Source organism: Klebsiella sp. GG_Kp173 (assembly GCF_040062415.1).
GTDB lineage: Bacteria > Pseudomonadota > Gammaproteobacteria > Enterobacterales > Enterobacteriaceae > Klebsiella > Klebsiella quasipneumoniae.
The window spans coordinates 11,919-35,593 of the sequence record NZ_JBEAFZ010000088.1 but is presented as its reverse complement, the minus strand read 5'-3'; the positions used below and the strand labels follow the sequence as shown (position 1 = coordinate 35,593).

General features: G+C 61.3%; 16 protein-coding genes. 8 read left to right on the top strand and 8 right to left on the bottom strand.

Translation table 11 applies throughout. From position 1 onward, the window contains the following. The first annotated feature begins 3 nt into the window (after nucleotides 1-3). The 5 genes from bcsZ to ABLU50_RS23160 all read left to right on the top strand — a co-directional run bounded on the left by bcsZ (nucleotide 4) and on the right by ABLU50_RS23160 (nucleotide 9,998). Nucleotides 4-1,113, top strand: coding sequence for a cellulose synthase complex periplasmic endoglucanase BcsZ (gene bcsZ / locus ABLU50_RS23180; protein WP_064178573.1), 1,110 nt, complete (start codon nucleotides 4-6; stop codon nucleotides 1,111-1,113). Further along, on the top strand, nucleotides 1,095-4,574 hold the full coding sequence (bcsC, locus tag ABLU50_RS23175) for a cellulose synthase complex outer membrane protein BcsC (RefSeq protein ID WP_087832444.1): 3,480 nt from the start codon (nucleotides 1,095-1,097) through the stop codon (nucleotides 4,572-4,574). The genes bcsZ and bcsC overlap by 19 nt, the downstream gene beginning before the upstream one ends. A gap of 243 nt (nucleotides 4,575-4,817) precedes the next feature. Continuing rightward, the gene (gene hmsP, locus ABLU50_RS23170; RefSeq protein WP_017900004.1) at nucleotides 4,818-6,824 is read left to right on the top strand and encodes a biofilm formation regulator HmsP; all 2,007 of its coding nucleotides are present in this window, start codon (nucleotides 4,818-4,820) and stop codon (nucleotides 6,822-6,824) included. A gap of 156 nt (nucleotides 6,825-6,980) precedes the next feature. Continuing rightward, nucleotides 6,981-8,267 carry a dicarboxylate/amino acid:cation symporter gene (locus ABLU50_RS23165; protein ID WP_004204966.1) on the top strand — a complete coding sequence of 429 codons (1,287 nt, stop codon included), beginning with the start codon at nucleotides 6,981-6,983 and terminating at the stop codon, nucleotides 8,265-8,267. Between the two features lie 219 nt (nucleotides 8,268-8,486). Further along, nucleotides 8,487-9,998: a pitrilysin family protein gene (locus ABLU50_RS23160; RefSeq protein ID WP_087832445.1), complete on the top strand. Its 1,512-nt coding sequence runs from the start codon at nucleotides 8,487-8,489 to the stop codon at nucleotides 9,996-9,998. Nucleotides 9,999-10,052: 54 nt separating this feature from the next. Here ABLU50_RS23160 and ABLU50_RS23155 read toward each other — a convergent pair whose 3' ends face one another. Further along, nucleotides 10,053-10,982 carry a sugar kinase gene (locus tag ABLU50_RS23155; RefSeq protein ID WP_032456707.1) on the bottom strand — a complete coding sequence of 310 codons (930 nt, stop codon included), beginning with the start codon at nucleotides 10,980-10,982 and terminating at the stop codon, nucleotides 10,053-10,055. Nucleotides 10,983-11,176: 194 nt separating this feature from the next. On the opposite strand from ABLU50_RS23155, the gene ABLU50_RS23150 reads away from it, so the two are divergent. Continuing rightward, the gene (locus ABLU50_RS23150; protein ID WP_023319294.1) at nucleotides 11,177-13,228 is read left to right on the top strand and encodes an AsmA family protein; all 2,052 of its coding nucleotides are present in this window, start codon (nucleotides 11,177-11,179) and stop codon (nucleotides 13,226-13,228) included. 37 nt (nucleotides 13,229-13,265) lie between these two features. On the opposite strand, the gene ABLU50_RS23145 is transcribed toward ABLU50_RS23150, so the two are convergent. From ABLU50_RS23145 to ABLU50_RS23135, 3 genes are all read right to left on the bottom strand, one after another. Continuing rightward, nucleotides 13,266-14,588: an MFS transporter gene (locus ABLU50_RS23145; protein WP_017900001.1), complete on the bottom strand. Its 1,323-nt coding sequence runs from the start codon at nucleotides 14,586-14,588 to the stop codon at nucleotides 13,266-13,268. A 271-nt stretch (nucleotides 14,589-14,859) separates the two neighbouring features. Further along, nucleotides 14,860-15,891 carry an inner membrane protein YhjD gene (gene yhjD, locus ABLU50_RS23140; RefSeq protein ID WP_004204960.1) on the bottom strand — a complete coding sequence of 344 codons (1,032 nt, stop codon included), beginning with the start codon at nucleotides 15,889-15,891 and terminating at the stop codon, nucleotides 14,860-14,862. 107 nt (nucleotides 15,892-15,998) lie between these two features. Next, a complete protein-coding gene (locus ABLU50_RS23135) occupies nucleotides 15,999-16,898 on the bottom strand; it encodes a LysR family transcriptional regulator (RefSeq protein ID WP_023319292.1) in 900 nt (299 codons plus the stop codon). Between the two features lie 119 nt (nucleotides 16,899-17,017). On the opposite strand from ABLU50_RS23135, the gene ABLU50_RS23130 reads away from it, so the two are divergent. Then, entirely contained in the window at nucleotides 17,018-17,776 is a 759-nt protein-coding gene (locus ABLU50_RS23130) for an SDR family oxidoreductase (RefSeq protein WP_017900000.1), read from the top strand. 34 nt (nucleotides 17,777-17,810) lie between these two features. On the opposite strand, the gene ABLU50_RS23125 is transcribed toward ABLU50_RS23130, so the two are convergent. From ABLU50_RS23125 to ABLU50_RS23115, 3 genes are all read right to left on the bottom strand, one after another. Beyond that, on the bottom strand, nucleotides 17,811-18,344 hold the full coding sequence (locus ABLU50_RS23125) for a GNAT family protein (protein WP_017899999.1): 534 nt from the start codon (nucleotides 18,342-18,344) through the stop codon (nucleotides 17,811-17,813). Between the two features lie 66 nt (nucleotides 18,345-18,410). Next, on the bottom strand, nucleotides 18,411-20,063 hold the full coding sequence (locus tag ABLU50_RS23120; protein ID WP_017899998.1) for an alpha,alpha-trehalase: 1,653 nt from the start codon (nucleotides 20,061-20,063) through the stop codon (nucleotides 18,411-18,413). 239 nt (nucleotides 20,064-20,302) lie between these two features. Continuing rightward, on the bottom strand, nucleotides 20,303-21,451 hold the full coding sequence (locus tag ABLU50_RS23115; protein WP_087832446.1) for an iron-containing alcohol dehydrogenase: 1,149 nt from the start codon (nucleotides 21,449-21,451) through the stop codon (nucleotides 20,303-20,305). Nucleotides 21,452-21,577: 126 nt separating this feature from the next. Here ABLU50_RS23115 and ABLU50_RS23110 point away from each other — a divergent pair, with 126 nt between their 5' ends. Then, nucleotides 21,578-22,201, top strand: a complete 624-nt coding sequence (locus tag ABLU50_RS23110) for a glutathione S-transferase (protein ID WP_023319290.1) — start codon at nucleotides 21,578-21,580, stop codon at nucleotides 22,199-22,201. Nucleotides 22,202-22,254: 53 nt separating this feature from the next. On the opposite strand, the gene gorA is transcribed toward ABLU50_RS23110, so the two are convergent. Continuing rightward, the gene (gorA, locus tag ABLU50_RS23105) at nucleotides 22,255-23,607 is read right to left on the bottom strand and encodes a glutathione-disulfide reductase (RefSeq protein ID WP_057212748.1); all 1,353 of its coding nucleotides are present in this window, start codon (nucleotides 23,605-23,607) and stop codon (nucleotides 22,255-22,257) included. Nucleotides 23,608-23,675: the final 68 nt, after the last annotated feature.

Here is a 23,675-nt window from a genome sequence, read left to right as displayed (position 1 = left end):
ACCATGATGAAAGTACTTTGCGGCGCGGTGCTCTCCGCGCTGGTGCTGGCGGCGGGCCAGGCGAGCGCCGCCTGCCAGTGGCCCGCCTGGGAGCAGTTTAAGCAAGCCTACGTCAGCCCCGAGGGGCGGGTGATCGACCCCAGCGATGCGCGCAAAATTTCCACTTCCGAAGGACAGAGCTATGGCCTGTTCTTTGCCCTGGCGGCCAACGATCGCGCGGGGTTCGACAAGCTGCTGACCTGGACGCAGAACAACCTGGCGGAGGGCGACCTGCGGCAGCATCTGCCGGGCTGGCTGTGGGGGAAAAAGGACGACGAGCAGTGGACGCTGCTGGACAGCAATTCGGCATCCGACTCAGATCTGTGGATAGCCTGGGCGCTGCTGGAGGCGGGGCGCCTGTGGCAGCAGCCGCAGTACACCGAGACCGGGAAAGCGCTGCTGGCGCGGATTGTCGATGAAGAGACGGTGGCGGTGCCGGGCCTTGGCACGATGCTGCTGCCGGGAAAAGTCGGTTTTGCCGATGACAGCGGCTGGCGGTTTAACCCCAGCTATCTTCCACCGCAGCTGGCCACCTATTTTGTGCGTTTTGGCGCGCCGTGGCCTGCCCTGCGCGATACTAACCTGCGTCTGCTGCTGGAGACCGCACCGAAAGGCTTTGCCCCGGACTGGGTGCGCTATGAGAAAGGGAAAGGTTGGCAGCTGAAAACGGAGAAGCCGCCGATCGGCAGCTATGACGCGATTCGCGTCTACCTGTGGGTGGGCATGCTTCATGACGGCGATAAGCAGAAAGCGCGTCTGCTGGCCCGCTTTGCGCCGATGGCGGCGCAGACCACGGAGCAGGGGGTACCGCCGGAGAAAGTGAATATCGCCACCGGCAAAACCAGCGGCCAGGGGCCGGTGGGCTTTTCCGCGGTGATGCTGCCGTTTTTACAGAACGACGAGGCCCGGTCGGTGCAACGGCAGCGCGTCGCCGATAACTATCCCGGCGCGGATGCCTACTACAGCGCGGTCCTGACGCTGTTTGGCCAGGGTTGGGATCAACACCGTTTTCGTTTCACTGCGGGTGGCGAATTACAACCTGACTGGAACCAGGAATGCGCAAGCTCTCACTAAGTTTACTCACGCTGTCCCTCGGCGTTGCGCTGCTGCCGTTAGCGCAGGCGGCGACGACGCCCGCCCAGGAACATCTGCTGGAGCAGGTGCGCCTCGGCGAGGCCAGCAATCGTGAAGACCTGGTGCGCCAGTCGCTGTACCGCCTGGAGCTGATTGACCCCAACAACCCGGACCTGATTGCCGCGCGGATGCGCTATCTGCTACGCCAGGGGGATGCCGCCGGGGCGCAAAAAGAGCTGGAGCGACTGACGAAGCTGGCGCCGGACTCCCCGGAGCTGAAGGCGTCGCGCAATGAGATGAAAAGCAACACCGGCGAGGGTCGTCAGGCGCTGCAGCAGGCGCGACTGCTGGGCGTGGCCGGGAAGGTCGATGAAGCCATCGCCGCCTACGAAAAGCTGTTCGGCGGCGTGCCGGATGATGTTGATGCCGCGATTGAATACTGGACGCTGGTGGCGCGCCTGCCGGCCCGTCATAGCGAAGGCGTCAGCCAGTTGAAAAAACTGAACGCCAGCGCGCCGGGTAACGTCAGCCTGCTGACGGCGCTGGCGAAGCAGATGTTTGCCGATAACAAACCGCAGGAAGGGTTCGCCTATCTGGCGGAAATGGCCCGCTCGGCCTCAGGACGCGGTATCGCCGCCGATATGTGGTACAGCGAGGTGAAAAGCATGCCGGTGAGCAAGGCCAGCGTGCAGGCGTTGCAGCAATTCCTGCTGCAGTTTCCTACCGGCTCGGTGGCGGCGAACGCCCGCGTCCTGCTCGACCAGCAGCAGGCGCAGCTGCAGGATCCGACGTTCCGCGCCCGCTCGGAAGGGCTGGCGGCGGTCAAATCCGGAAATACTTCGCAGGCGGTTGCGGATCTGCAGAAAGCCGTTCAGGCCGACAGCCGCGACAGCGATGCGGTGGGCGCCCTCGGCCAGGCCTATTCCCAGCGCGGCGACCGCGCGCGGGCGGTGGCCCAGCTCAATAAAGCGATCGCCATGGATCCCGACAGCCCGAATCGCGGCAAATGGGACAGCCTGCTGCAAACCAACCGCTACTGGCTGCTGATCAAGCAGGGGGATAACGCCCTGAAGGCCGGTCAGCTTGCGCAGGCGCAGAATTATTATGCCCAGGCGCAGCGGGTCGATCGGACCGACAGCTATGCCGTGCTGGGGCTGGGCGACGTCGCGGCGGCGCGCAAAGAGTCGGCGGCGGCGGAGCGCTATTATCAGCAGGCGTTGCGCCTGGATCGCGGCAATAACCTGGCGGTGCGCGGCCTGGCCAACCTCTATCGCGCCGAATCGCCCGAGAAAGCCAGCGCCTGGATCGCCGGCCTTCCTGCTGCCCAGCGGCGCAGTATTGATGATATCGAGCGCAGCCTGACCAACGACCGGCTGGAGAAACAGGCGCAAGTCCTGGAGAGCCAGGGCAACTGGGCGCAGGCGGCGGAAGTCCAACGTCGGCGCCTGGCGCTCGATCCGGACAGTGTGTGGATCACCTATCGTCTGGCGCGGGATCTGGTCAGCGCCGGCGAACGCCAGCAAGCCGATGCGCTGATGCGGGCGATGGTCAACCGCCGGCCGCAGGATGCTGAACGGATATACGCCTCGGGGCTGTACCTGTCGGGGAACGACCAGGACGATCTGGCGCTGGCGCAAATCGCCACCCTGCCGCGCAGCGCGTGGACGGATAACATCCGTGAACTGGAGGCGCGTCTGCAAAGCGACCGGGTGCTGCGCCAGGCGAACCAATTGCGCGACAGCGGCGAGGAAGCGCAGGCGATCGCCCTCATCAAACAGCAGCCGGCCTCGGTACGCTATGACCTGACGCTGGCCGACTGGGCGCAGCAGCGCGGCGACAACCAGACGGCGATTGCCGACTATCAGCGGGTGCTGCGTCAGGAAGCCGACAACGGCGATGCGCGCCTCGGCCTTGCGGAAGTCTACCTGGCCGAGGGGGATAAACCGGCCGCCCGGGCGCAGGTCATGCAGCTGAAAGGCGCAGAGGCCGAATCCATGAATATGCAGCGGCGGGTCGCCCTGGCACGAGCTGGCCTTGGCGATACCGCTGACGCCCAACGGATTTTTAACCAGATTGTGCCGCAGGCGAAGGCGCAGCCGCCCTCGATGGAGAGTGCGCTGGTGCTGCGCGATGCCGCCCGCTTTGCCACCCGGAACGGGGAGCCGCAGCAGGCGCTGACTCACTACCGGGAGGCGATGGTGGCCTCCGGCATCACCCCCGCGCAGCCGCAGGATAACGATACCTTTACCCGGCTGACGCGCAACGACAGCCGGGATGACTGGCTGAAGCGCGGGATCCGCAGCGATGCCGCCGACCTTTATCGCCAGCAGGATCTGAACGTCACCCTGGAACATGACTTCTGGGGATCCAGCGGCACCGGCGGTTATTCCGATCTGAAGGCGCATACCACCATGCTGCAGGTGGATGCCCCGCTAGCGGATGGCCGGATGTTCTTCCGCACCGACCTGGTCAATATGGATGCCGGCAGCTTTTCCACCCACAGCGACGGGAGCTACTCGCCCAGCTGGGGCACCTGCGGGGAGATCGCCTGCACCAGCGGCAGTAAAAATCAGACCGACAGCGGGGCCAGCGTGGCGGTCGGCTGGCAGAACGACACCTGGAGCGGGGATATCGGCACCACGCCGATGGGCTTCAATGTCGTCGATGTGGTCGGCGGCCTGAGCTACAGCAGCGACGTCGGGCCGGTGGGGTACACGGTCAACGTCCACCGGCGGCCCATCTCCAGCTCGCTGCTCTCCTTTGGCGGGCAGAAAGACAGCAACAGCCATACCGGCACCACCTGGGGCGGTGTTCGCGCCGACGGCGGCGGTGTGAGCCTCAGCTATGACCGGGGCGAAGCGCACGGTATCTGGTCCTCGCTGGGGGCCGACTCGCTGACCGGTAAAAACGTGGCGGATAACTGGCGCGTGCGCTGGATGACCGGCTACTACTACAAGGTGATTAACGAGAATAATCGTCGCGTCACCGTCGGCCTCAACAATATGATCTGGCACTACGACAAAGATCTCAGCGGCTACACCCTCGGCCAGGGCGGCTATTACAGCCCGCAGGAGTACCTCTCTTTCGCCGTGCCGGTGACCTGGCGTCAGCGCACGGAGAACTGGTCCTGGGAACTCGGCGGGTCGGTGTCATGGTCCCATTCGCGTACCCAAACGCAGGCCCGCTATCCGCTGCTGAACCTGATCCCGTCCGACTACCGGCAGCGCGCCAGCGAACTGACGGAGCAGGGCAGCAGCAGCCAGGGATTCGGTTACACCGCCAGAGCGCTGGTGGAGCGGCGGGTGACCAGCAACTGGTTCGTTGGCGCCGCGGTCGATATTCAGCAGGCGAAGGATTATACCCCAAGCCATGCGCTGCTTTACGTCCGCTACTCGGCGGCAGGCTGGCAGGGGGATCTGGATATGCCGCCCCAGCCGCTGGTGCCTTACGCCGACTGGTAGCAGAATAGGCTGAATTACGTCACAGAGCGCCACTCCACGGCGCGCTTCGCGTATACTCGTGAGGCGTTGCCCACCGTCGGCCGCCGGGGAGGTCTCTCCGGCGTCTGCGTCACCGCGCGGAAATATCCCGTCACTTCATCCCTCGCGGGCGTGGGCGAAGGATTTGAGTATATAATCAGCCTGAAACGACCGGGATTGAAGGATTGATACCGGGTATGCATTCAGTATCAGTGGAGAACACCGTTGCGCGTCAGCCGTTCACTTACAATCAAACAGATGGCGATGGTCGCGAGCGTGTCCATGGCCTTTGTATTGGTTTTTTGCACTATTTTGCTGTTTCACTTTGTGCAACAGAGTCGCTTTACCACGGCCACGCAGTTAGAAAGTATCGCGCGATCCGTTCGCGAACCGCTGTCGGCGGCTATTCTGAAAGCCGATATTCCGGAAGCGGAAGCTATTTTAAGCCGTATCCAGCCTGCTGGCATCGTCAGCCGGGCGGATGTGGTCTTGCCCAACCAGTTCCAGGCGTTACGGATGCGGTTTATCCCCGAGCGGTCGGTGCCGGTGACCATCACCCGGCTGTTTGAGCTGCCGGTGCAGATTTCGCTGCCCATTTATTCGCTGGAGCGGCCGGCCAACCCGCAGCCGCTGGCCTATCTGGTGCTGCAGGCCGATTCCTATCGCATGTATAAATTCGTCATGAGCGCCCTTGCCACGTTAGTGACTGCTTACTTACTTCTGGTGCTGATGTTGACGGTGGCGCTCACCTGGTGCATCAACCGGCTGATGGTTCGCCCTCTGCGGCGTATCGCCCGCGAGCTGAACGATCTCTCCCAGCAGGAGCGTCTTGGGCATCAGCTGACCCTCCCGCGCCTGCACCATGACGACGAGATCGGCATGCTGGTGCGCAGCTATAACCGCAACCAGCAGAGTCTGGTGCGCCAGCATGATGAGCTGTCCATCCAGTCGACCCGCTTCCCGGTCTCCGAGCTGCCGAATAAAGCCTTTTTGCTGGCGATGCTGGAGCAGACGGTGGCCCGCCCGCAGAGCGCCGCGCTGATCGTCGTCGCCTGTGAAACCCTGCAGGACGCCGCCGGCGTGCTCAAGGAGAGCCAGCGCGAAATGCTGCTCCTGACGCTGGTGGAGAAGCTGCGCGCCGCGATCCCGCCGCAGATGGTGCTGGCCCAGGTGAGCGGCTATGACTTCGCCATTCTCGCCGATGGCCTCGCCGAATCCTGGCAGGCGGTGACGTTAAGTAAGCAAGTGCTCACTATTATTAATGAACGTTTGCCGCTGCATGGTCTGCAGCTGCGACCCTACGCCAGCGTCGGGATCGCCATGTTCCACCCCGGCCTCAGCGCCGAACAGTTTTACCGGCGCGCGGTGTCGGCCGCCGTCACCGCAAGACGCAAAGGTAAAAACCAGATTGAGTTCTTCGATCCCGAGCAGATGGAAAAGGCCCAGCGTCGGCTGATGGAAGAGCACGATATAATGACCGCCCTCGACAACCAGCAGTTCGCTATCTGGCTGCAACCGCAGGTGGCCTGCGCCAGCGGCGAGATCTGCGGCGCCGAGGTGCTGCTGCGTCAGCGGCAGGCGGATGGCAGCTGGTCGCTACCGCCGGCGCTGATTGAACGCATTGAGTCCTGCGGGCTGATTATCCCGGTCGGCTACTGGGTGATGGAAGAGGCCTGCCGCCAGCTGGCGGCCTGGCAAAGCCAGGGGATTATGCTGCCGCTGTCGGTCAATGTTTCGCTGCTTCAGCTGCTGGAGCACGATCGCGGCGAGGAGATGCTGAAGCTGATCGCCCGCTACCGCATCGCGCCGGGTACCTTAATCCTCGAGGTGACGGAGAGCTGCCGGATGGACGATCCGCAGGACGTGATGGCGCGGTTGCGGCCTCTGCGCGAGGCCGGGGTACGTATTGCGCTGGATGATTTTGGCATGGGTTACGCCGGGTTGCACCAGCTGCAGCAGATGAAGGCCCTGCCGGTGGATATCCTGAAAATCGATAAGGTATTCATCGATATGCTGCCGGAGGATGTCAGCATGGTGCCGGCGATGATCCAGCTCGCGCGCGGCCTGTCGCTACGTATCGTGGCGGAAGGGGTGGAGAACGAGGCCCAGTACCGCTGGTTGCAAGCCGCCGGCGTCGAGGTGCTCCAGGGCCATCTGTTCGGTTGCGCTTTACCGCAGGAGGCGTTCAGCGCGCGCTATCTCTCCCCGGTCCGGGAGGATGCAAATTTGTAAATGTTTTGTTGACTTGTGCGAGTCAGCTCAAAGATTTTAACAATTGCGTTGCACTTTCGGCGTTAGTTATTTCTGAAATGTTTCCAGGGTGTTATTTTTAAGCCACAGACGTCAAATATCCCTTCTTGCTCTGTGGTTATTCCCAAAGGACACCCTATGAAAACCTCTATCTTTAAAAGCCTCTATGTCCAGGTTCTGACGGCCATAGCGATCGGTATTCTGCTGGGCCATTTTTACCCGGAACTGGGCGCGCAAATGAAACCCTTCGGCGACGCCTTCGTTAAGCTGATTAAAATGGTGATTGCTCCGGTTATCTTCTGTACCGTCGTGACGGGGATCGCCGGGATGGAGAGCATGAAAGCCGTTGGCCGTACCGGGGCGGTAGCGCTACTCTATTTCGAAGTGGTCAGCACCATCGCGCTGATTATCGGTCTGATTATCGTCAACGTGGTGCAGCCGGGGGCCGGGATGAACGTCGACCCGTCGACGCTCGATGCGAAAGCGGTGGCGGTGTACGCTGAGCAGGCGAAAGACCAGGGGGTGGTGGCCTTCTTACTGGATGTGATCCCGGGCAGCGTCATTGGCGCCTTCGCCAGCGGCAACATCCTGCAGGTTCTGCTGTTCGCCGTTCTGTTTGGCTTTGCCCTGCATCGTCTGGGCAGCAAGGGCCAGCTGATTTTCAACGTCATTGAAAGCTTCTCGCAGGTCATCTTCGGCATTATCAATATGATCATGCGCCTGGCGCCGATCGGCGCCTTCGGGGCCATGGCCTTCACCATCGGTAAATATGGCGTCGGCACCCTGGTGCAGCTGGGGCAGCTGATCATCTGCTTCTATATCACCTGTATCCTGTTCGTGGTACTGGTGCTGGGGAGCATCGCCCGGGCCACCGGCTTCAGCATCTTTAAATTTATCCGCTATATCCGTGAAGAGCTGCTGATCGTGCTGGGGACCTCCTCATCCGAATCGGCGCTGCCGCGCATGCTCGACAAGATGGAGAAGCTCGGCTGTCGTAAGTCGGTGGTGGGCCTGGTGATCCCGACCGGCTATTCGTTTAACCTCGACGGCACCTCTATCTATCTGACGATGGCGGCGGTGTTTATCGCCCAGGCGACCAACAGCCATATGGATATTTTCCATCAAATCACCCTGCTGGTGGTGCTGCTGCTCTCCTCGAAAGGGGCGGCGGGAGTGACCGGCAGCGGCTTCATCGTGCTGGCGGCGACCATCTCGGCGGTTGGGCATTTACCGGTCGCTGGCCTGGCGCTGATCCTCGGTATCGACCGCTTTATGTCCGAAGCCCGCGCTTTGACTAACCTGGTCGGTAACGGCGTCGCCACGGTGGTGGTGGCAAAATGGGTGAAAGAACTCGATGCCAAACAGATGGATGATGTGCTGAATAACCGTGTTCCCGCGAACAAAACGCACGAATTATCCTCTTAAATCCTCCTCTTAGGCCCGTACTCCCTTGCTGGAGTACGGGCTCCTGCGCATAATTAGAGGTCATTTCCGCCCGGCGGGAATGACACGAAATGATTATTTTACGTTGTCATGCGACATTTTCGTCTCCGTGTGGTCTAACCGACGTATTTCACTCTCACTTTTTTCGGCAGCCCGTCAGTGGGATGCTGTTGTAACCAGGAATGTTCATCAGGGGTTCACATGCAGGGCACAACAATTAAACTCTTAACGGGCGGTTTGCTGATGGTAGCGGCGGCCGGTTATGTGCAGGCAGAAGCGCTCCAGCCTGATCCGGCCTGGCAACAAGGGACCTTAGCGAATGGTTTGTCGTGGCAGGTGCTGGCCACGCCGCAGCGTCCCAGCGACCGTATCGAAGTCCGTCTGTCCGTGAATATTGGCTCGCTGAGCGAAAGCACTCAGCAGAGCGGTTTCAGCCGTTTTATTCCCCGTCTGGCGTTGACGCAAAGCGGCAGCCTGCCGACGATGCAGGCGCGCTCGCTGTGGCAGCAGAGTATTGACCCGAAGCGTCCTCTGCCGCCGGCCATCGTCTCCTACGATTACACGATGTTTAATCTCAGCCTGCCGAATAACCGCAACGATCTGCTGAAAGAGGCGCTGAGCTGGCTGGCGGACGCCAGCGGTAAACTGACCATTACGCCTGAATCGATCAATCACGCGCTGCAGGGCAGCGACATGGTGGCGACCTGGCCGCTGGATACCAAAGAGGGCTGGTGGCGCTATCGCCTGAAGGGCTCCACCATGCTGGGCCACGATCCCGCCGCGCCGCTGAAGCAGCCGATCGACGTGGCGCAGCTGAAAGACTTTTATCAAAAATGGTACACCCCCGACGCCATGACGCTGATCGTGGTGGGTAACGTCGACAGCCGCAGCGTCGCTGAGCAAATCAGCAAGACCTTTGGCGATCTGAAGGGTAAGCGGGAAACGCCGGCGGCGGTGCCGACCTTATCGCCGCTGCCCACCGTGCCGGTCAGCATCATGACCAGCGCCGTGCGCCAGGACAAACTGTCCATCATGTGGGACGCCCCCTGGCAGCCGATCCGCGACTCCGCAGCGCTGCAGCGCTACTGGCGCGACGACCTCGCCCGCGAAGCGCTGTTCTGGCACGTGCAGCAGAGCCTGAGCAAAAATAACGTCAAGGATATTGGGCTTGGTTTCGACTGCCGGGTGCTCTATCAGCGCGCGCAGTGCGCCATCAACATCGAATCGCCGGGCGAGCGCCTGAATAACAACCTGAGCGTGGTTTCGCGCGAATTGGCGAAAGTGCGCGACAACGGCCTGCCGCAGGAGGAGTTTGACGCGCTTATCGCCCAGAAAAGCCTCGAGCTGCAGAAGCTGTTTGCCACCTATGCGCGCACCGATACCGACATTCTGATAAGCCAGCGCATGCGCTCCCTGCAAAATCAGGTGGTGGATATCGCGCCGGAGCAGTACCAGAAGCTGCGTCAGGAGTTTCTCAACTCCCTGACGGTGGACATGCTGAACCAGTACCTGCGTCAGCAACTCTCTCAGGATATGGCGCTGGTGTTGCAGCAGCCGAAAGGCGAACCGGAATACAACATGAAGGAGCTGCAGGCCACGTGGGAAAAACTGATGGCGCCGAGTCCGGCGAGTCCGGCGGCCGCAGCGACCAGCGGCAGCGCCGATACGGTTGACGCCCACAGCGAGGCCAGCGACATCCCGTCGGGGCAGTAACCTGACGCCTCTCCGGCGCGCCAGCGGCGGCCGGAGAGCGCTTACAGGTGAGGATTATTGCGGCATCGCTTCCCGCGGGATGATCGCCCCGCGATACTGGATCACCGTGCTGGCGGTCAGATGTCCGCGTCTGGCGGCGGATTCAGCATCGCCGCCGGTCAGGCGAACGGCCAGATAGCCGGCGCTGAAGGAGTCGCCGGCGGCGGTGGTATCCACCACCTTCTCTTTGGCCAGCTTGACGGCCGGCACTTCCCGCAGCGGTTGCCCGCTAACCGAGACCAGGCAGGCATCCGCTCCGCGCTTCACCACCACCTCTTCCACGCCGGCGGCGTGGGTGCGGGCGATCACCTCGGCGACCGGTTTTTCCCCCCACAGCGCGTCTTCATCGTCGAGGGTCAGAAACGCGATATCGGTGCAGGCGAGCATCTCCTGATAAACCTGCTGCGTCTCCGCCTGGCTGGCCCACAGGCGCGGGCGATAGTTGTTGTCGAAGATCACCTTGCCGCCGTTGGCGCGGCACTCACGCAGCAGCGTGAACAACGTTGCACGACTGACCGGGCTGAGAATGGCGAGGCTGATACCGCTCAGATAGAGATAGTCGAAAGTGGCCAGCTCTTCGCAAATCGCCGCTGCGCGATCGCTCTCCAGCCAGAATTTTGCCGCCGCCTCGTTGCGCCAGTAGTAGAAGGTGCGCTCGCCGGCGTCATCGGTTTCAATGTAATACAGCCCCGGCAGGCGGTCGGCCATCCGCTGGATAAGATTGATGTTGACGTTTTCCTGCTGCCAGCTGTCGAGCATCTGCTGGCTGAACGCATCGGTTCCCAGCGCGGTGACGTAGTGGACGCTCAGCGCGCTGGCATCTGTCTGCCGCGCGATATAGACCGAAGTGTTTAAGGTATCGCCGCCAAAGCCGCGGTTAACGGCCCCGTTCTTCTCTGACAGCTCAATCATGCATTCGCCAATGACGGCAATTTTTTTAGACATAGCCAGAACCTGCAATGGAATCGATATAAGCGCTAGTGTGCGCTGCGCTGTTTTGCTGGTCAATCATATTAAAACATCGTTCCATTATTTTTTTGACCTGACGCGCGTAATGTGACGAAAAGCGCATTTCCAGGAGAAACGCCGCTTTTTGACTATATTCAGGACTGACGTGATGCAAAAGGAGCGGAGTAGGGATGAGCAGAACCCGTAAAACGTTGGTAATCATCACAGGAACGATACTGTTGCTGATCGTTCTCTTCTTTATCGTGCTGGCCACCTTTGACTGGAACCGGCTGAAGCCGACGATCAATCAGAAAGTGTCTGCCGAGCTGAACCGCCCGTTCGCCATCCGCGGCGATCTCGGCGTGGTCTGGGAGCGTCAGCCGGAGGAGCGCGGCTGGCGCAGCTGGATCCCGTGGCCCCATGTGCACGCGGAGGATATCGTGCTGGGCAACCCGCCGGCCATTCCCCAGGTGACCATGATCCACCTGCCGCGGGTGGAGGCGACCCTCGCCCCGCTGGCGCTGTTGAGCAAAACGGTGTATCTGCCGTGGATCAAGCTGGAACGGCCCGACGTGCGGCTGATCCGCCTGGCGGAAGACAACAATAACTGGACCTTTCAGCTGGCTGGCGATCGGCGTGCCGCGGGGGACAGCGCCCCCTCCAGCTGGTCTTTCCGCCTCGATAATATTCTTTTCGACCGCGGGACTATCGCTATCGATGACAAGATCACCCGCAGCGATATCACCATCCTCGTCGATCCCCTAGGCAAACCGCTGCCGTTCAGCGAAGTCACCGGCACGAAGGATCGGCAGAGCGCGGCGAAACCAGGCGACTATGTCTTTGGTCTTTCGCTGAAGGGCCGCTACAAGGGCCAGCCGGTCACCGGCAACGGTAAAATCGGCGGCATGCTGGCCCTGCGCAGCGCAAGCACGCCTTTCCCGCTGCAGGGCGACTTCCGCTCCGGCAATACGCGGGTGGCGTTTAGCGGCACGGTCAGCGACCCGCTCAACGTCGGTGGCATTGACCTGCGGCTGAAATTCGCCGGCGATTCGCTGCGCGACCTCTACGACCTGACCGGCGTGCTGCTGCCGGAGACGCCGTCGTTCTCCACCGACGGCCACCTGCGCGCCGACTTTAAGCAGAAAAACCGCATGCGCTTTGACTATCAGGATTTTAACGGCCGGATCGGCGATAGCGACATTCATGGCTCCCTGACCTATACCACTGGCAAACCGCGACCGAAGCTCAGCGGCGACATGGAGTCGAAGCAGCTGCGGCTGGCGGATCTCGGGCCGTTAATCGGCGTCGACTCCGGCAAAGGGACGAAGAAAAGCGCTGCGCGCCAGGCGGGCGACCGACCGCAGCCGGCGGGTAAAGTGTTGCCGGCGGACCGCTTTGAAACCGATAAATGGCAGGTGATGGATGCCGATGTGCGCTTTAAGGGCCGGAGAATTGAGCACGGCGGCACGCTGCCGATCAGCGATCTGGCGACCCACGTGATCCTGGAGGATGGCGACCTGCGCCTGCAGCCGGTGCGTTTTGGCCTGGCCAACGGGTCGATTGCCGGCAGCGTGCACCTGCAGGGCGATAAAAAGCCGCTGCAGGGTGAGGCTAATCTGCAGGCGCGGCGCCTGAAGCTGAAGGCGCTGATGCCGAACGTCGAGATGATGCAGAAAACCCTCGGCGAGATGAATGGCGACGTTCAACTGCGCGGCAGCGGCAACTCGGTGGCGGCCCTGCTCGGCAACAGCAACGGCAACCTGAAGCTGCTGATGAACGACGGCCTGATCAGTCGCAACCTGATGGAAATTCTCGGCCTTAACGTCGGCAACTACCTGATCGGCCAGATTTTTGGCGATGAGGAGGTTCGGGTGAACTGCGCGGCGGCCAATATTGACGTGACCAACGGCGTCGCCCGGCCGCAGATTTTTGCCTTCGATACGGAAAACGCGCTGATCAATGTGACCGGGACCGCCAGCTTCGCCTCCGAGCAGCTGGACCTGACCATCGATCCGGAAAGCAAAGGCTTCCGGGTGATCACCCTGCGTTCCCCGCTGTATGTTCGCGGCACCTTTAAATCGCCGCAGGCGGGGGTGAAGGCCGGGCCGCTGATTGTCCGCGGCGCGGTAGCGGCGGCGCTGGCCACCCTGGTGACCCCGGCTGCCGCGCTGCTGGCGCTGGTTTCTCCGGCGGAGGGCGATAGCAACCAGTGCCGGACCATTTTGTCGCAGATGAAAAAGTAGGAGAGCGCCCTGACGCCAGCGGCGTCAGGGCGAAGGATCATAACGACTGGTGGCGGGTCTCGTGGGTCAGCAGCAGGGCGATCAGCGTCAGCGCCGCCATCGCCGCCAGATAGGTGCCGACCGCCGCGAGGCCATAGTTGCCCTGCAGCCAGGCGGCAATGTACGGCGCCACCGAGGCGCCGAGGATCGACGACACGTTATAGGAGAACGATGCCCCGGTGTAACGCACTTCCGTCGGGAACAGCTCCGGCAGCAGCGCGCCCATCGGGCCAAAGGTCAGTCCCATCAGGCTTAAGCCCAGCAGCAGGAAGGCGAAGACCAGCAGCGGATTGCCGGAGCCCAGCAGCGGTTTAAAGGCGAACAGGGCGAACAAAATAATCATCGTGGTGATGATAATCATGCTTTTACGACGACCAAAGGCATCCGCCAGCAGGCCGGCGATCGGCACCATCACGCCAAAGCCAATCACCGCCATCATCAGCATCCACAGCACTTCGTTACGCGGCAGGCCCAGGCCATTCGGCGCCGCGCCGGTGCTGAAGGTCATCGAGTAGACGGTCATGATGTAGAACAGGGTATAGGTTGCCAGCATGATGAAGGTGCCCAGCACCGTCACGCGAACGTGTTTGGTCAACAGGGTACCCAGCGGGATTTTGACCTGTTTTTTCGCCGCCGCCACTTTGGCGAAGACCGGGGTCTCATGCAGCGAAACGCGAACATAAAGACCGATGATCACCAGCACCGCGGAGAAGATAAACGGCACACGCCAGCCCCACTCCATAAACTGCTGATCGGTTAACAGCCAGGAGAGCAGCAGGAAGGTGCCGTTGGCGAAGAAGAAGCCGATCGGCGCGCCCAGCTGCGGGAAGGAGCCGTACAGGGCGCGCTTGCGCGCCGGGGCGTTTTCCGTAGCCAGCAGCGCCGCGCCGCCCCATTCCCCTCCGAGGCCAAGTCCCTGACCGAAGCGCGCCAGCGCCAGCAGCATCGGCGCGACAATGCCAATGCTTTCATAGCCGGGCAGCAGGCCGATCACCACGGTGGAGATCCCCATGGTTAACAGCGAAGCCACCAGGGTAACCTTGCGGCCGACGCGATCGCCGAAGTGGCCAAACAGCGCGGAGCCGATTGGCCGGGCGACGAAGGCGATGGCGAAGGTGGCCAGCGATTGCAGGGTGGCTGCGGCGGCATCGCCCTGCGGGAAGAAGATATGCGGGAAGACGATGACCGCGGCAGTGGCATAAATGTAGAAGTCGAAAAACTCAATGGCGGTGCCAATGAGCGAGGCGACAACGACTTTATTGCGTGAGTTGACCGGGGCGGTTTCCTGCGTGTTTTCGAGTGTGGTGGCTGTGGCTTGCATAGATCTTTCTTATTTTTGCGCGAACGAAAAGCCATATAGCCACAGCCACAGGGACATTTCAATCTGTAACAAACGAGGAGAATGCGCAAAAAAGCGGCAAAAAGCGGATAATTTTTACGCCAGAAAAAATAGTTCTATGAAATGCTTCACACAATTAAAAGGATAGAGAATAAAACCAGTTTTTCGTTAAATAAAAGTTACGCGCTGGATTTATCTGCTGAAATCAAGCGCGAGGATGAATTTTGCCTCTTTTATTCATCCTCGCAATACGTCAGCGGTGGGTTTTGCCCGGCATCCGTCGGTCGTCTTTATACTCCGCGGTGGCGATCCACGCGGCGCAGAACAGCGTCAGGCGGGCAAAGAAATAGAAAAAGGCCATCAGCCCGAGCACCGATCCGAACGCCGCCCCGGAGGGGGATTTTACCAGCGCCGGCAGCGTCCAGGTCATGACGATTTTGATGATTTCAAAGCCAATCGCCGCGATAAGCGTGCCGCGAAACAGGGCCTTGCGCCGCGGACGATGGCGCGGCAGCCGCCAGAAGATCCAGAAAAAGAGCAGATAGTTGGCAAAAATAGAGATGGCGAGACCGATCAGCCGCCAGGCGGGTTTCAGCCATTCAATATTGTCCAGATACAGCGCGGAGATAATCAACTGCTGGGCGGAACCGGCGACAGAGGTGATCGACAGCGTAATAATCAGCGCCACCAGCAGACCGATCAGCGAGATAAGATCGCGGAAGTATTTTATCCAGATTTTCTCTTCGTCCTGCGGCCGGCGCTCCCAGACGTCGCGTGACTGAGCGCGGATCGCTTCGCGCAGGTTGCCCATCCAGTTAATACCGGAATAGAGCGCCACCAGCAGGCCGACCACACCGACGGCGGTGCGCTGCTGCACTGCAGTGTTGATGGTATTTTTCAGCGTTGCCGCCAGCGTCGGGTCGCTGACGTTTTGCAGAATTTTGTCGAAAATGTCCTGCAGCAGGGTCGGATGCCAGGCCAGAACGAAGCCGGCGGCGGCAAATGAGACCATCAGGATCGGGATCATCGACAGGAACGAGAAATAGGTGATGGCCGCGCCGAACTGATTTCCCAGCCGGTCGTTGAAGCGCTCTGCGGCGCGTAGCAGGTGGGCGATCACCGGGTTGCGCTGCACTTTTGCCGCCGTTCCGGTGACGGTCTTCAGCGCCTGGCTGGCTTTTTGGCCGACGGCCGTGTCATTGAGGGCGTCGAGGGGGCTTTTGCTTTTCTCCGGCTGCGTGTCCGGTTCCTGTGGTGGGCGTCGATCGTCGTTTTCCGGCGTCATACGTAATTTCTTCCTTTTTTACCGCGAGATTCAGCAAAAAGTATACCTTAAATGCCGTATCCTGCAGGAACGCATCTGCCCGCCCCCCCGTTCATCCTTCGCGCGGATCAATCGACGTAATCTTTCATCAGGCTACCCAGCCACTCCATAAACAGATGCACGCGGCGGGAGAGGTTGCGCCGGTGCGGGTAGATAAGCGAGACCGGCAGCGGCTCAGCGCGGTACTGGGGCAGGATCTCGATCAGTTCGCCGGCGCGTAACGCCTCGCGCACGCCGGTGCGCGGCACCTGAATAATTCCCAGCCCGGCGATACAGGCCGCCTGATAGGTTTCCGTGCTGTTGACCGTCAATATGCCGCCGCTTTTTACCCAGCGCACGGCGCCGTCGATCACCACCTCGAAGCCGGAAGGACGGACCCCGAGAGTGCTGGCGTAGTGGATCAGGGCATGATCCGCCAGATCCTCCAGGGATTGCGGGTAGCCAAAACGGGCCAGGTAGTCCGGGCTGGCGCAGTTAATTTGCGTCAGCTTGCCCAGCGGGCGGGCGATAAGCCCGGAGTCTTTGAGCGCGCCGACGCGCACCACGCAGTCAAACCCCTCGCGGATCACGTCCACCAGCCGGTCGCTGCTGCTCAGCTCCAGTTCGATGCCCGGATACTGCTGCAAAAAAGTCGGCAGATGCGGGATCACCAGCTTTTTGGCAAAACCGACCGGCATATCCACCCGCAGCCGGCCGCTGATGCTCGCCGGATCGTGCTGGAACATCCCGTCCAGTTCGTCGAGGTTGCTCAGCAGATCCTTCGCCCGCTCGTAGTAGACCATCCCATCCTGGGTGAGTTGAACCCGACGGGTGGTACGGTGCAGGAGCCGCACGCCAAGATGGCTTTCCAGGGCCTGAATCTGCCGCGAGACGCTGCCTTTCGGCAGCGCCAGGGTCTCGGCGGCGCGGGAGAAGCTCTCCAGATCCGCTACGCGAATGAATAACTGCATTGCATGAATTTTATCCATGCCGATGGCCTATTGTTGTTGTGAATGAAACAGTAAAACGAAATGTAGCGTATTTATTGTTTTACTGGCAGTTAATAAGCTAGAACACAATCACAACGCAACCTGAAAGGGGTCTTCTGATGACACAACGTATCGCTTTAGTGACCGGCGGCAGCCGTGGCCTGGGTAAAAACGCCGCGTTGAAGCTGGCGGCGAAGGGAACCGACATTCTTCTGACCTATCACAGCAACCGCCAGGCGGCTCTCGATGTGGTGGCGGAGATTGAGCAAAAAGGGGTCAAGGCGGCAGCATTGGCGCTGAACGTCGGCGATTCCTCAACATTCGACGCCTTTGCCAGCGAGGTGGCGCAGGTGCTGGCGCAGAAGTGGGGACGCACTACCTTTGATTATTTACTGAACAACGCTGGGATCGGCCTCAACGTCCCCTTCGCCGAGACCAGTGAAGCGCAGTTTGACGAGCTGATGAACATCCAGTTCAAAGGGCCGTTTTTTCTGACCCAGCGGCTGCTGCCCCTCCTGCAGGACGGGGGGCGGATCCTGAATGTCTCCAGCGGCCTGGCGCGTTTTGCCCTGCCGGGCTATGCGGCCTACGCCGCGATGAAGGGGGCGATGGAGGTCCTGACCCGCTATCAGGCGAAAGAGCTGGGCGGACGGGGGATATCGGTGAACATCATCGCGCCGGGGGCCATTGAGACCGATTTTGGCGGCGGGGAGGTGCGTGATAACGCCGAGGTGAATCGGCATATCGCCGCCCAGACCGCGCTGGGGCGCGTCGGGCTACCGGATGATATCGGCGACGCCATCGCCGCCCTGCTCAGCGATGAGCTGGCGTGGATGAACGCGCAGCGTGTGGAAGTCTCGGGAGGGATGTTCCTCTGAACCCCGCTGTCGTCAGACCGTGAGCGGCGGCGCGCTAGGGCGCATCGCCCTCCGCGCGCAGCCGACCGAACAGCCAGTCGTTGTGCCAGCGTCCGTTGAGCCAGTAGTTCTCCCGCAGCTCCCCCTCCAGCCGGAACCCGGCTTTGAGCAGTAACTGCTTAGACGCCTCGTTGCCGGCGGTGACGGTGGCGGTCAGGCGGCGGACGCCGCCGGTGGTGAAGGCGTAGTCGCACAGCGCGCGCAGCGATTCGTAGCCGTAGCCCCGGCCCTGCGCCGCCGGGGCGAAGAGAAAGCCGACCTCGGCTATGTCGCGCTGATGATGTAGGTAACCGGTGAGGCCGAGCGGGGTATGGGTCAGCCTGTCGCGCACCACCAGGCACAGCCAGTGTGCATCCCCGGGCGTCCACGGCGGCAGCCGCGAATCGAACGCCTCGCGGATGGCCGCCTGCGGCCGGGGGTCGGCCACGTAGAGCATGACCTGCGGATCCTGCTGCAGGGAAAGAAAAAACGACCAGTCGTCCAGCTGCAACGGTGAGCAGCGCAGGCGCGGCGTCAGAAGTTCAGGCATAAGCGTCATTCCGGGCAGGGCGAATCCCCTGAACATAGCAGGAGAAGGCCGCCGGGAACAGCCCGACTAGGTTGGCTCACCGTACAGGCCAATCAGCCGGCGCACCACGCCGTTGGTCCAGCCGAAGCCATCCTGGAGGGGATACTCCCCGCCGCCGCCCTCATGCGGCACGCCGGTGGCGATGTGGTATTTCTCAATCAGCTTGTGGTGCTGCTTGTAGAAGTGGTTGACCGTCTGCAGCCAGCTCCAGGCGATCTCATCTCCCAACGGATCCTGACCGTAGCGTTTAAATCCCTGCACCGCCATCCACTGCAGCGGCGCCCAGCCGTTGGGTTTATCCCACTGCTCGCCGCTTTCGTATTCGGTGGCCATGATCCCTCCGGGGGTGAGCAGGCGGGCCCGCACCGCATCGGCAAGGCGTTCCGCCTGTTCGTGGGTCGCCAGGCCGACGTAAAGGGTGACAATGCTGGCGGCGGAAAACAACGCTAGCTGTTCGCGGCGCCAGTCATAATCGCGAAAACAGCCGTTCTCATCGTCCCACAGGTAGCGGTTAACCGCCGCCCGCCGATCCTGAGCCTTCTGGCGGAAGGCTGCTTCCGTCTCGCGATCGCCCTTCAGCCCGGAGAGGTTGGCGATGGTCGTCTCCAGCTTGAACAGGAAGGCGTTCAGGTCGATGGGGATAAACTGCGTGGTACGGATACTGGCCAGCCGCGTGATATCCCGCAGCCAGCGGCTGGAGTAGTCCCAGCCGGACGCGGCGCCCGCCCGCAGATCGCGGTAGACTTCATTGGCCGGCCGTCCCGAGTGGCGGGCGGTCTCCACGTCCTCGCGCCACGATTCATCCCGCGGCGTGTCCCGATCGTCCCAGTAGCGATTGAGCAGGGAGCCATCCGGCATGCGCACCACGTGCCGATACGCCTGATGCGGGATCAGCGACTCGGCGCCGTCCATCCAGAAGGCGTGCTCCATCTTCAGATGATCCAGATAGCGCTTCGCGCCGCGCACGCCGTCCTCTTCAAAAAGTTCGACCATCAGGGCGAACACCGGTGGCTGCGAGCGGCTGAGGTAGTAGGTGCGGTTGCCGTTCGGAATGTGACCGTAGGTTTCAATCAGCCAGGCGAAGTTATCGGCCATGCATTTCAGCAGATCTTCCCGGCCGCTCTCCGCCAGCCCCAGCATGGTGAAATAAGAGTCCCAGTAATAGGTTTCGCTAAAGCGGCCGCCGGGGACGATATAGGCCTGCGGCAGCGCCAGCAGCGACGACCAGGGGATATGATCCTGAGGCTCGCGGGTCAGCACCGGCCACAGCTTATCGATGTGCTCTTTCAGCGTCAGGTTGGGGTCGGAGGTGTAAACGTCGGTCTGGCTCTCCGGCAGCCAGAAGTTGTCCTCAACGAACTGCCGTAGATCGAAATCGGGCTGACGTTTGACCTTCCGGTAGTTCCGCAGGATGTCCAGCGGGTCGTGCTTCGGCGCGCAGTCGGGAAACGTTTTGCTGTCGGCAAAAATGCGTGATTTCTGCACGTTGGTAAACAGCTCAAGATAGCGATCCGCCGGGGTGAGGGCGTCAGACGCCGGAAGCCCCTCGATCACCTCAGGCTCCGGTTCAGCGTCAATCATCTCATCCAGCTTTAATTCGTACGGATCGGCTTCGTAGCAGGGATCGATGTCGATCCTTAACTCGTCGTCTTCAACGTGGCGTAATTTCTGGCTGAACATAGCGATACGGACCTCCGGATAGCGTGAGTTCGCGGCCGGGCGTACCCGGCCTTGTCTTTTAAGCGTAGACAGTCGCTTCGGTGAGTGTGAAGCAAACTGTGCGTTAGATCACGCTTTTCCGCCTGCAGGGGACGCCGTGATTTTTAAGTAAAGCCTTGATAAATCATTAATAAGTCCGCGCTTGGGCGAAGATAAAATTCGGAGCATTCATTATGCAACAAAATTTTATCCCGGGGCGCTCACTCCCACGCCGCCTCCAGCATCTCCAGCAGCTGTTCGCTGCTCAGGCTGACCGGATTGGCCTTCATGGATGAGGAGGTGCTGGCGGCCAGCGCCGCCGGCTCCAGCGCGTCGCGCGCCACGCCGAGGTCGCGTAGGGTGCCGAGACCGGCGCGAAGGCTCCATTCCCGCAGACTGTCCCAGACCCGATCCGCCGGAACCTCCAGCCCGTCGGCCAGCCAGCGGCGAACGTCGTTGAAGCGCTGGCGCAGGGCGGGGTCGTTTATCTGCGACTCATTCAGCGCCAGCCCAAACGGCAGCAGGCTGCCGCACAGGGCACCGTGCGAGGCGCGGCTCAGGCCGCCCAACGGGCCGGCGAGGCCGTGGATCACCCCCAGCCCGGCGTTGGCCAGCGTCAGTCCGCCGCACAGGCTGACCCAGGCCATCTCGTCGCGGCTGGCCGGGCACTCTTTTTCCATCAGAACCTTCAGCGCGCGGATACCCCGCGGGATCGCCTGTTGACAGAGGGCGTCGGTGAAAGGGGTGGCCCGGCTGCAGAGCCAGGGCTCTATCACCTGGGTCAGGGCGTCAAGGCCGGAGCTCAGGGTGATACTCCGCGGCGCGTTGTCGGTTAGCGCCGGGTCGACAATCGCCAGGTCAGGCAGCATCCGGTCGTCGCGCAGGCTCACCTTCCGCTGCTGTTGCGGAACGTTGATCACCGCATTTTTGGTAACCTCCGCGCCCGTCCCGGCGGTGGTGGGGATCGCCACGAACGGCAGGGGACTGGCTTCCAGCTGACGGCCCGTTCCCACCACCTCCAGATAGTCGATCACCGGGCCGGTGGCGGGGACCAGCGCCGCAATCGCCTTACCGGCGTCAATCACCGCGCCGCCGCCGAGGCTGACCACCGCCCTGATCCCTTTCTCGCGCGCCAGCTGGACGCCCTGCTCAATATCGCTAAGCCAGGGTTCGCGACTTATCGCCAGCGTCGTGACTGCAAGCTGTAGCGCCTCCAGCTGCTGGCGGAGAAACGCCGCCCGCTTCGGGCTGGCGCCATGCACCAGCAGAATGGGACCACCCTGCTGCGCCAGCCAGGGGGCGGCGCTCTGGGCCTGACCGCGGCCAAAACGAATATTGGCGGGCATCAAAACGGTAAAAGGGGTCAACATGTCGGGTTCCTTTTCGGCAAACAGGCTGGAATCAACTATACACATTATCCAGCGCTCTGCCTTGTTGCTGGCTGGCAATAGAGTAGAGTGAATGAACTGTCTTTTATGGCTGAGGAATCGCTGACGATGCTAACAATTCTGGGCAAACGCTCTTCAATCAATGTACGGAAAGTGCTGTGGACCTGCGAGGAGATCGGGCTGGCGTACCAGCAGGAGGATTACGGCAGCGGGTTTAAGCCCCTGGACACCCCTGAATTTCAGCGCCTGAATCCTAACAGCCTGGTGCCGGTGCTGCTGGACGATGACTTTGTGCTCTGGGAGTCGAACAGCATTTGCCGCTATCTGGCGCGGAAAGCGGAGCGCTGGGATCTGCTGCCCGCTGAGCCGCAGCCCGCCGCCGAGGTGGAGCACTGGATGGACTGGCAGGCGACCGAGTTCAATAATGCCTGGCGCCATGCCTTTATGGGGTTGGTGCGTAAAGATCCTCGCTTTCAGGATCCGGCGGCGATTAAAGAGAGCATTGCCACCTGGACCCACTGTGTGCGCATTGTCGAGGCGCAGTTGCAGCGTACCGGGGCGTGGATAGCCGGCGAGCGCTTCACCCTGGCCGATATCGTGCTGGGGCTGTCGGTGCATCGCTGGAAGATGACGCCCTTTGCGCATCCGGAAATGCCGGCCGTGGAGCGCTGGTATATGGCGCTCAATCAGCGCCCGGCATTTATGCGCCATGGCAATAACGGCGTGGCCTGAGCATAAAAAAAGAAGCCCCTCAGGGCTTCTTTTTATCATCCGGCGCTCGCGTGTTAGCGCATGGTGACGAACTCTTCTGCCGCCGTCGGGTGAATAGCGACGGTATTGTCGAAGTCTTTTTTGGTGGCGCCCATCTTCAACGCCACCGCAAAGCCCTGCAGCATCTCATCCATCCCGAAGCCGATGCCGTGGATGCCGACAATCTTCTCTTCCGGGCCAACGCACACCAGCTTCATGCGGCACGGCTGGCGGTGCGAGGTGACGGCGGTGTACATGGCGGTGAAGGAGGATTTGTAGACCTTCACCGCGTCGTCGCCATACTGCTCACGCGCCTGCGGCTCGGTTAAGCCGACGGTGCCGATAGGCGGGTGGCTGAAGACCACGGTCGGAATATTGTTGTAGTCCAGATGCTCTTCCGGCTTGTTGTTAAACAAGCGTTCGGAGAGGCGACGGCCTGCGGCCACGGCCACCGGGGTCAGTTCGACGGCGCCAGTGTTATCGCCCACGGCGTAGATGCCCGGCACGCTGGTGTTCTGGAACTTATCGACGACGATGTAGCCTTTATCGTCGGTTTTCACGCCGGTAGCCTCCAGGTTGAAGTTATCAGTCGCCGGTTCGCGGCCAATCGCCCAGATCAGGCAGTCAACGGTCTGGCTGCGGCCATCTTCCAGCTCAAGGGTCAGGCTGCCGTCGGCATGCTTCACCACCGCTTTCGGGATGGCGTTGGTATGTAGCTGCGGACCTTCGGCGTTCATCACTTCCACCAGCGTGTCGACGATCAGCGGATCGAAGCTGCGCAGCGGCGCGTGCTTACGCACGAACAGGTGGGTCTCAGCGCCGAGGCCGTTAATCACCCCCGCCAGTTCAACAGCGATGTAGCCCGCGCCGACCACCGCCACGCGTTTCGGCAGCGCCGGCAGTTCGAAGAAACCGTCGGAATCAATACCGTATTCCACGCCCGGAATGTTCGGGTGGCTCGGACGGCCGCCGGTGGCGATCAGGATATGATCGGCGGTAATGGTCTCGCCGTTCACTTCCACGGTGTGGGCATCGACAAAGCGCGCAAACCCTTTGATCACATCGACGTTATTCTTACCCAGCACGTTGTCGTAGGAGGTATGAATGCGGTCGATATAGGCGCTGCGGCTGGCGACCAGCTTCTCCCAGTCGAAATGGTTGATGGTGGTATCGAAACCGTAGTCCGGGCCGTAAAGATGAATGGCTTCGCGGATCTGCGCCGCATGCCACATCACTTTTTTCGGCACGCAGCCGACGTTGACGCAGGTGCCGCCCAGCGCTTTGGCTTCAATCAGCGCGCACTTCTGGCCGTACATGGCCGCACGGTTAATCGAGGCGATACCGCCGCTACCGCCGCCGATGGCGAGGTAATCATAATGTTTGCTCATGCCCATATGTCCTTAATCGTTGATTGCCGCGATTGTAGCGCGAGGCGTAAAAGGTTCCACCGATGGTT

What these genes read in the sequence shown, in the direction of transcription:
- bcsZ (WP_064178573.1), top strand. Translation starts at nt 4, where the DNA reads ATGATGAAAGTACTTTGCGGCGCGGTGCTCTCCGCGCTGGTGCTGGCG.
- bcsC (WP_087832444.1), top strand. Translation starts at nt 1,095, where the DNA reads ATGCGCAAGCTCTCACTAAGTTTACTCACGCTGTCCCTCGGCGTTGCG.
- ABLU50_RS23165 (WP_004204966.1), top strand. Translation starts at nt 6,981, where the DNA reads ATGAAAACCTCTATCTTTAAAAGCCTCTATGTCCAGGTTCTGACGGCC.
- ABLU50_RS23160 (WP_087832445.1), top strand. Translation starts at nt 8,487, where the DNA reads ATGCAGGGCACAACAATTAAACTCTTAACGGGCGGTTTGCTGATGGTA.
- ABLU50_RS23155 (WP_032456707.1), bottom strand. Translation starts at nt 10,982, where the DNA reads ATGTCTAAAAAAATTGCCGTCATTGGCGAATGCATGATTGAGCTGTCA.
- ABLU50_RS23150 (WP_023319294.1), top strand. Translation starts at nt 11,177, where the DNA reads ATGAGCAGAACCCGTAAAACGTTGGTAATCATCACAGGAACGATACTG.
- ABLU50_RS23145 (WP_017900001.1), bottom strand. Translation starts at nt 14,588, where the DNA reads ATGCAAGCCACAGCCACCACACTCGAAAACACGCAGGAAACCGCCCCG.
- yhjD (WP_004204960.1), bottom strand. Translation starts at nt 15,891, where the DNA reads ATGACGCCGGAAAACGACGATCGACGCCCACCACAGGAACCGGACACG.
- ABLU50_RS23135 (WP_023319292.1), bottom strand. Translation starts at nt 16,898, where the DNA reads ATGGATAAAATTCATGCAATGCAGTTATTCATTCGCGTAGCGGATCTG.
- ABLU50_RS23130 (WP_017900000.1), top strand. Translation starts at nt 17,018, where the DNA reads ATGACACAACGTATCGCTTTAGTGACCGGCGGCAGCCGTGGCCTGGGT.
- ABLU50_RS23125 (WP_017899999.1), bottom strand. Translation starts at nt 18,344, where the DNA reads ATGCCTGAACTTCTGACGCCGCGCCTGCGCTGCTCACCGTTGCAGCTG.
- ABLU50_RS23120 (WP_017899998.1), bottom strand. Translation starts at nt 20,063, where the DNA reads ATGTTCAGCCAGAAATTACGCCACGTTGAAGACGACGAGTTAAGGATC.
- ABLU50_RS23115 (WP_087832446.1), bottom strand. Translation starts at nt 21,451, where the DNA reads ATGTTGACCCCTTTTACCGTTTTGATGCCCGCCAATATTCGTTTTGGC.
- ABLU50_RS23110 (WP_023319290.1), top strand. Translation starts at nt 21,578, where the DNA reads ATGCTAACAATTCTGGGCAAACGCTCTTCAATCAATGTACGGAAAGTG.
- gorA (WP_057212748.1), bottom strand. Translation starts at nt 23,607, where the DNA reads ATGAGCAAACATTATGATTACCTCGCCATCGGCGGCGGTAGCGGCGGT.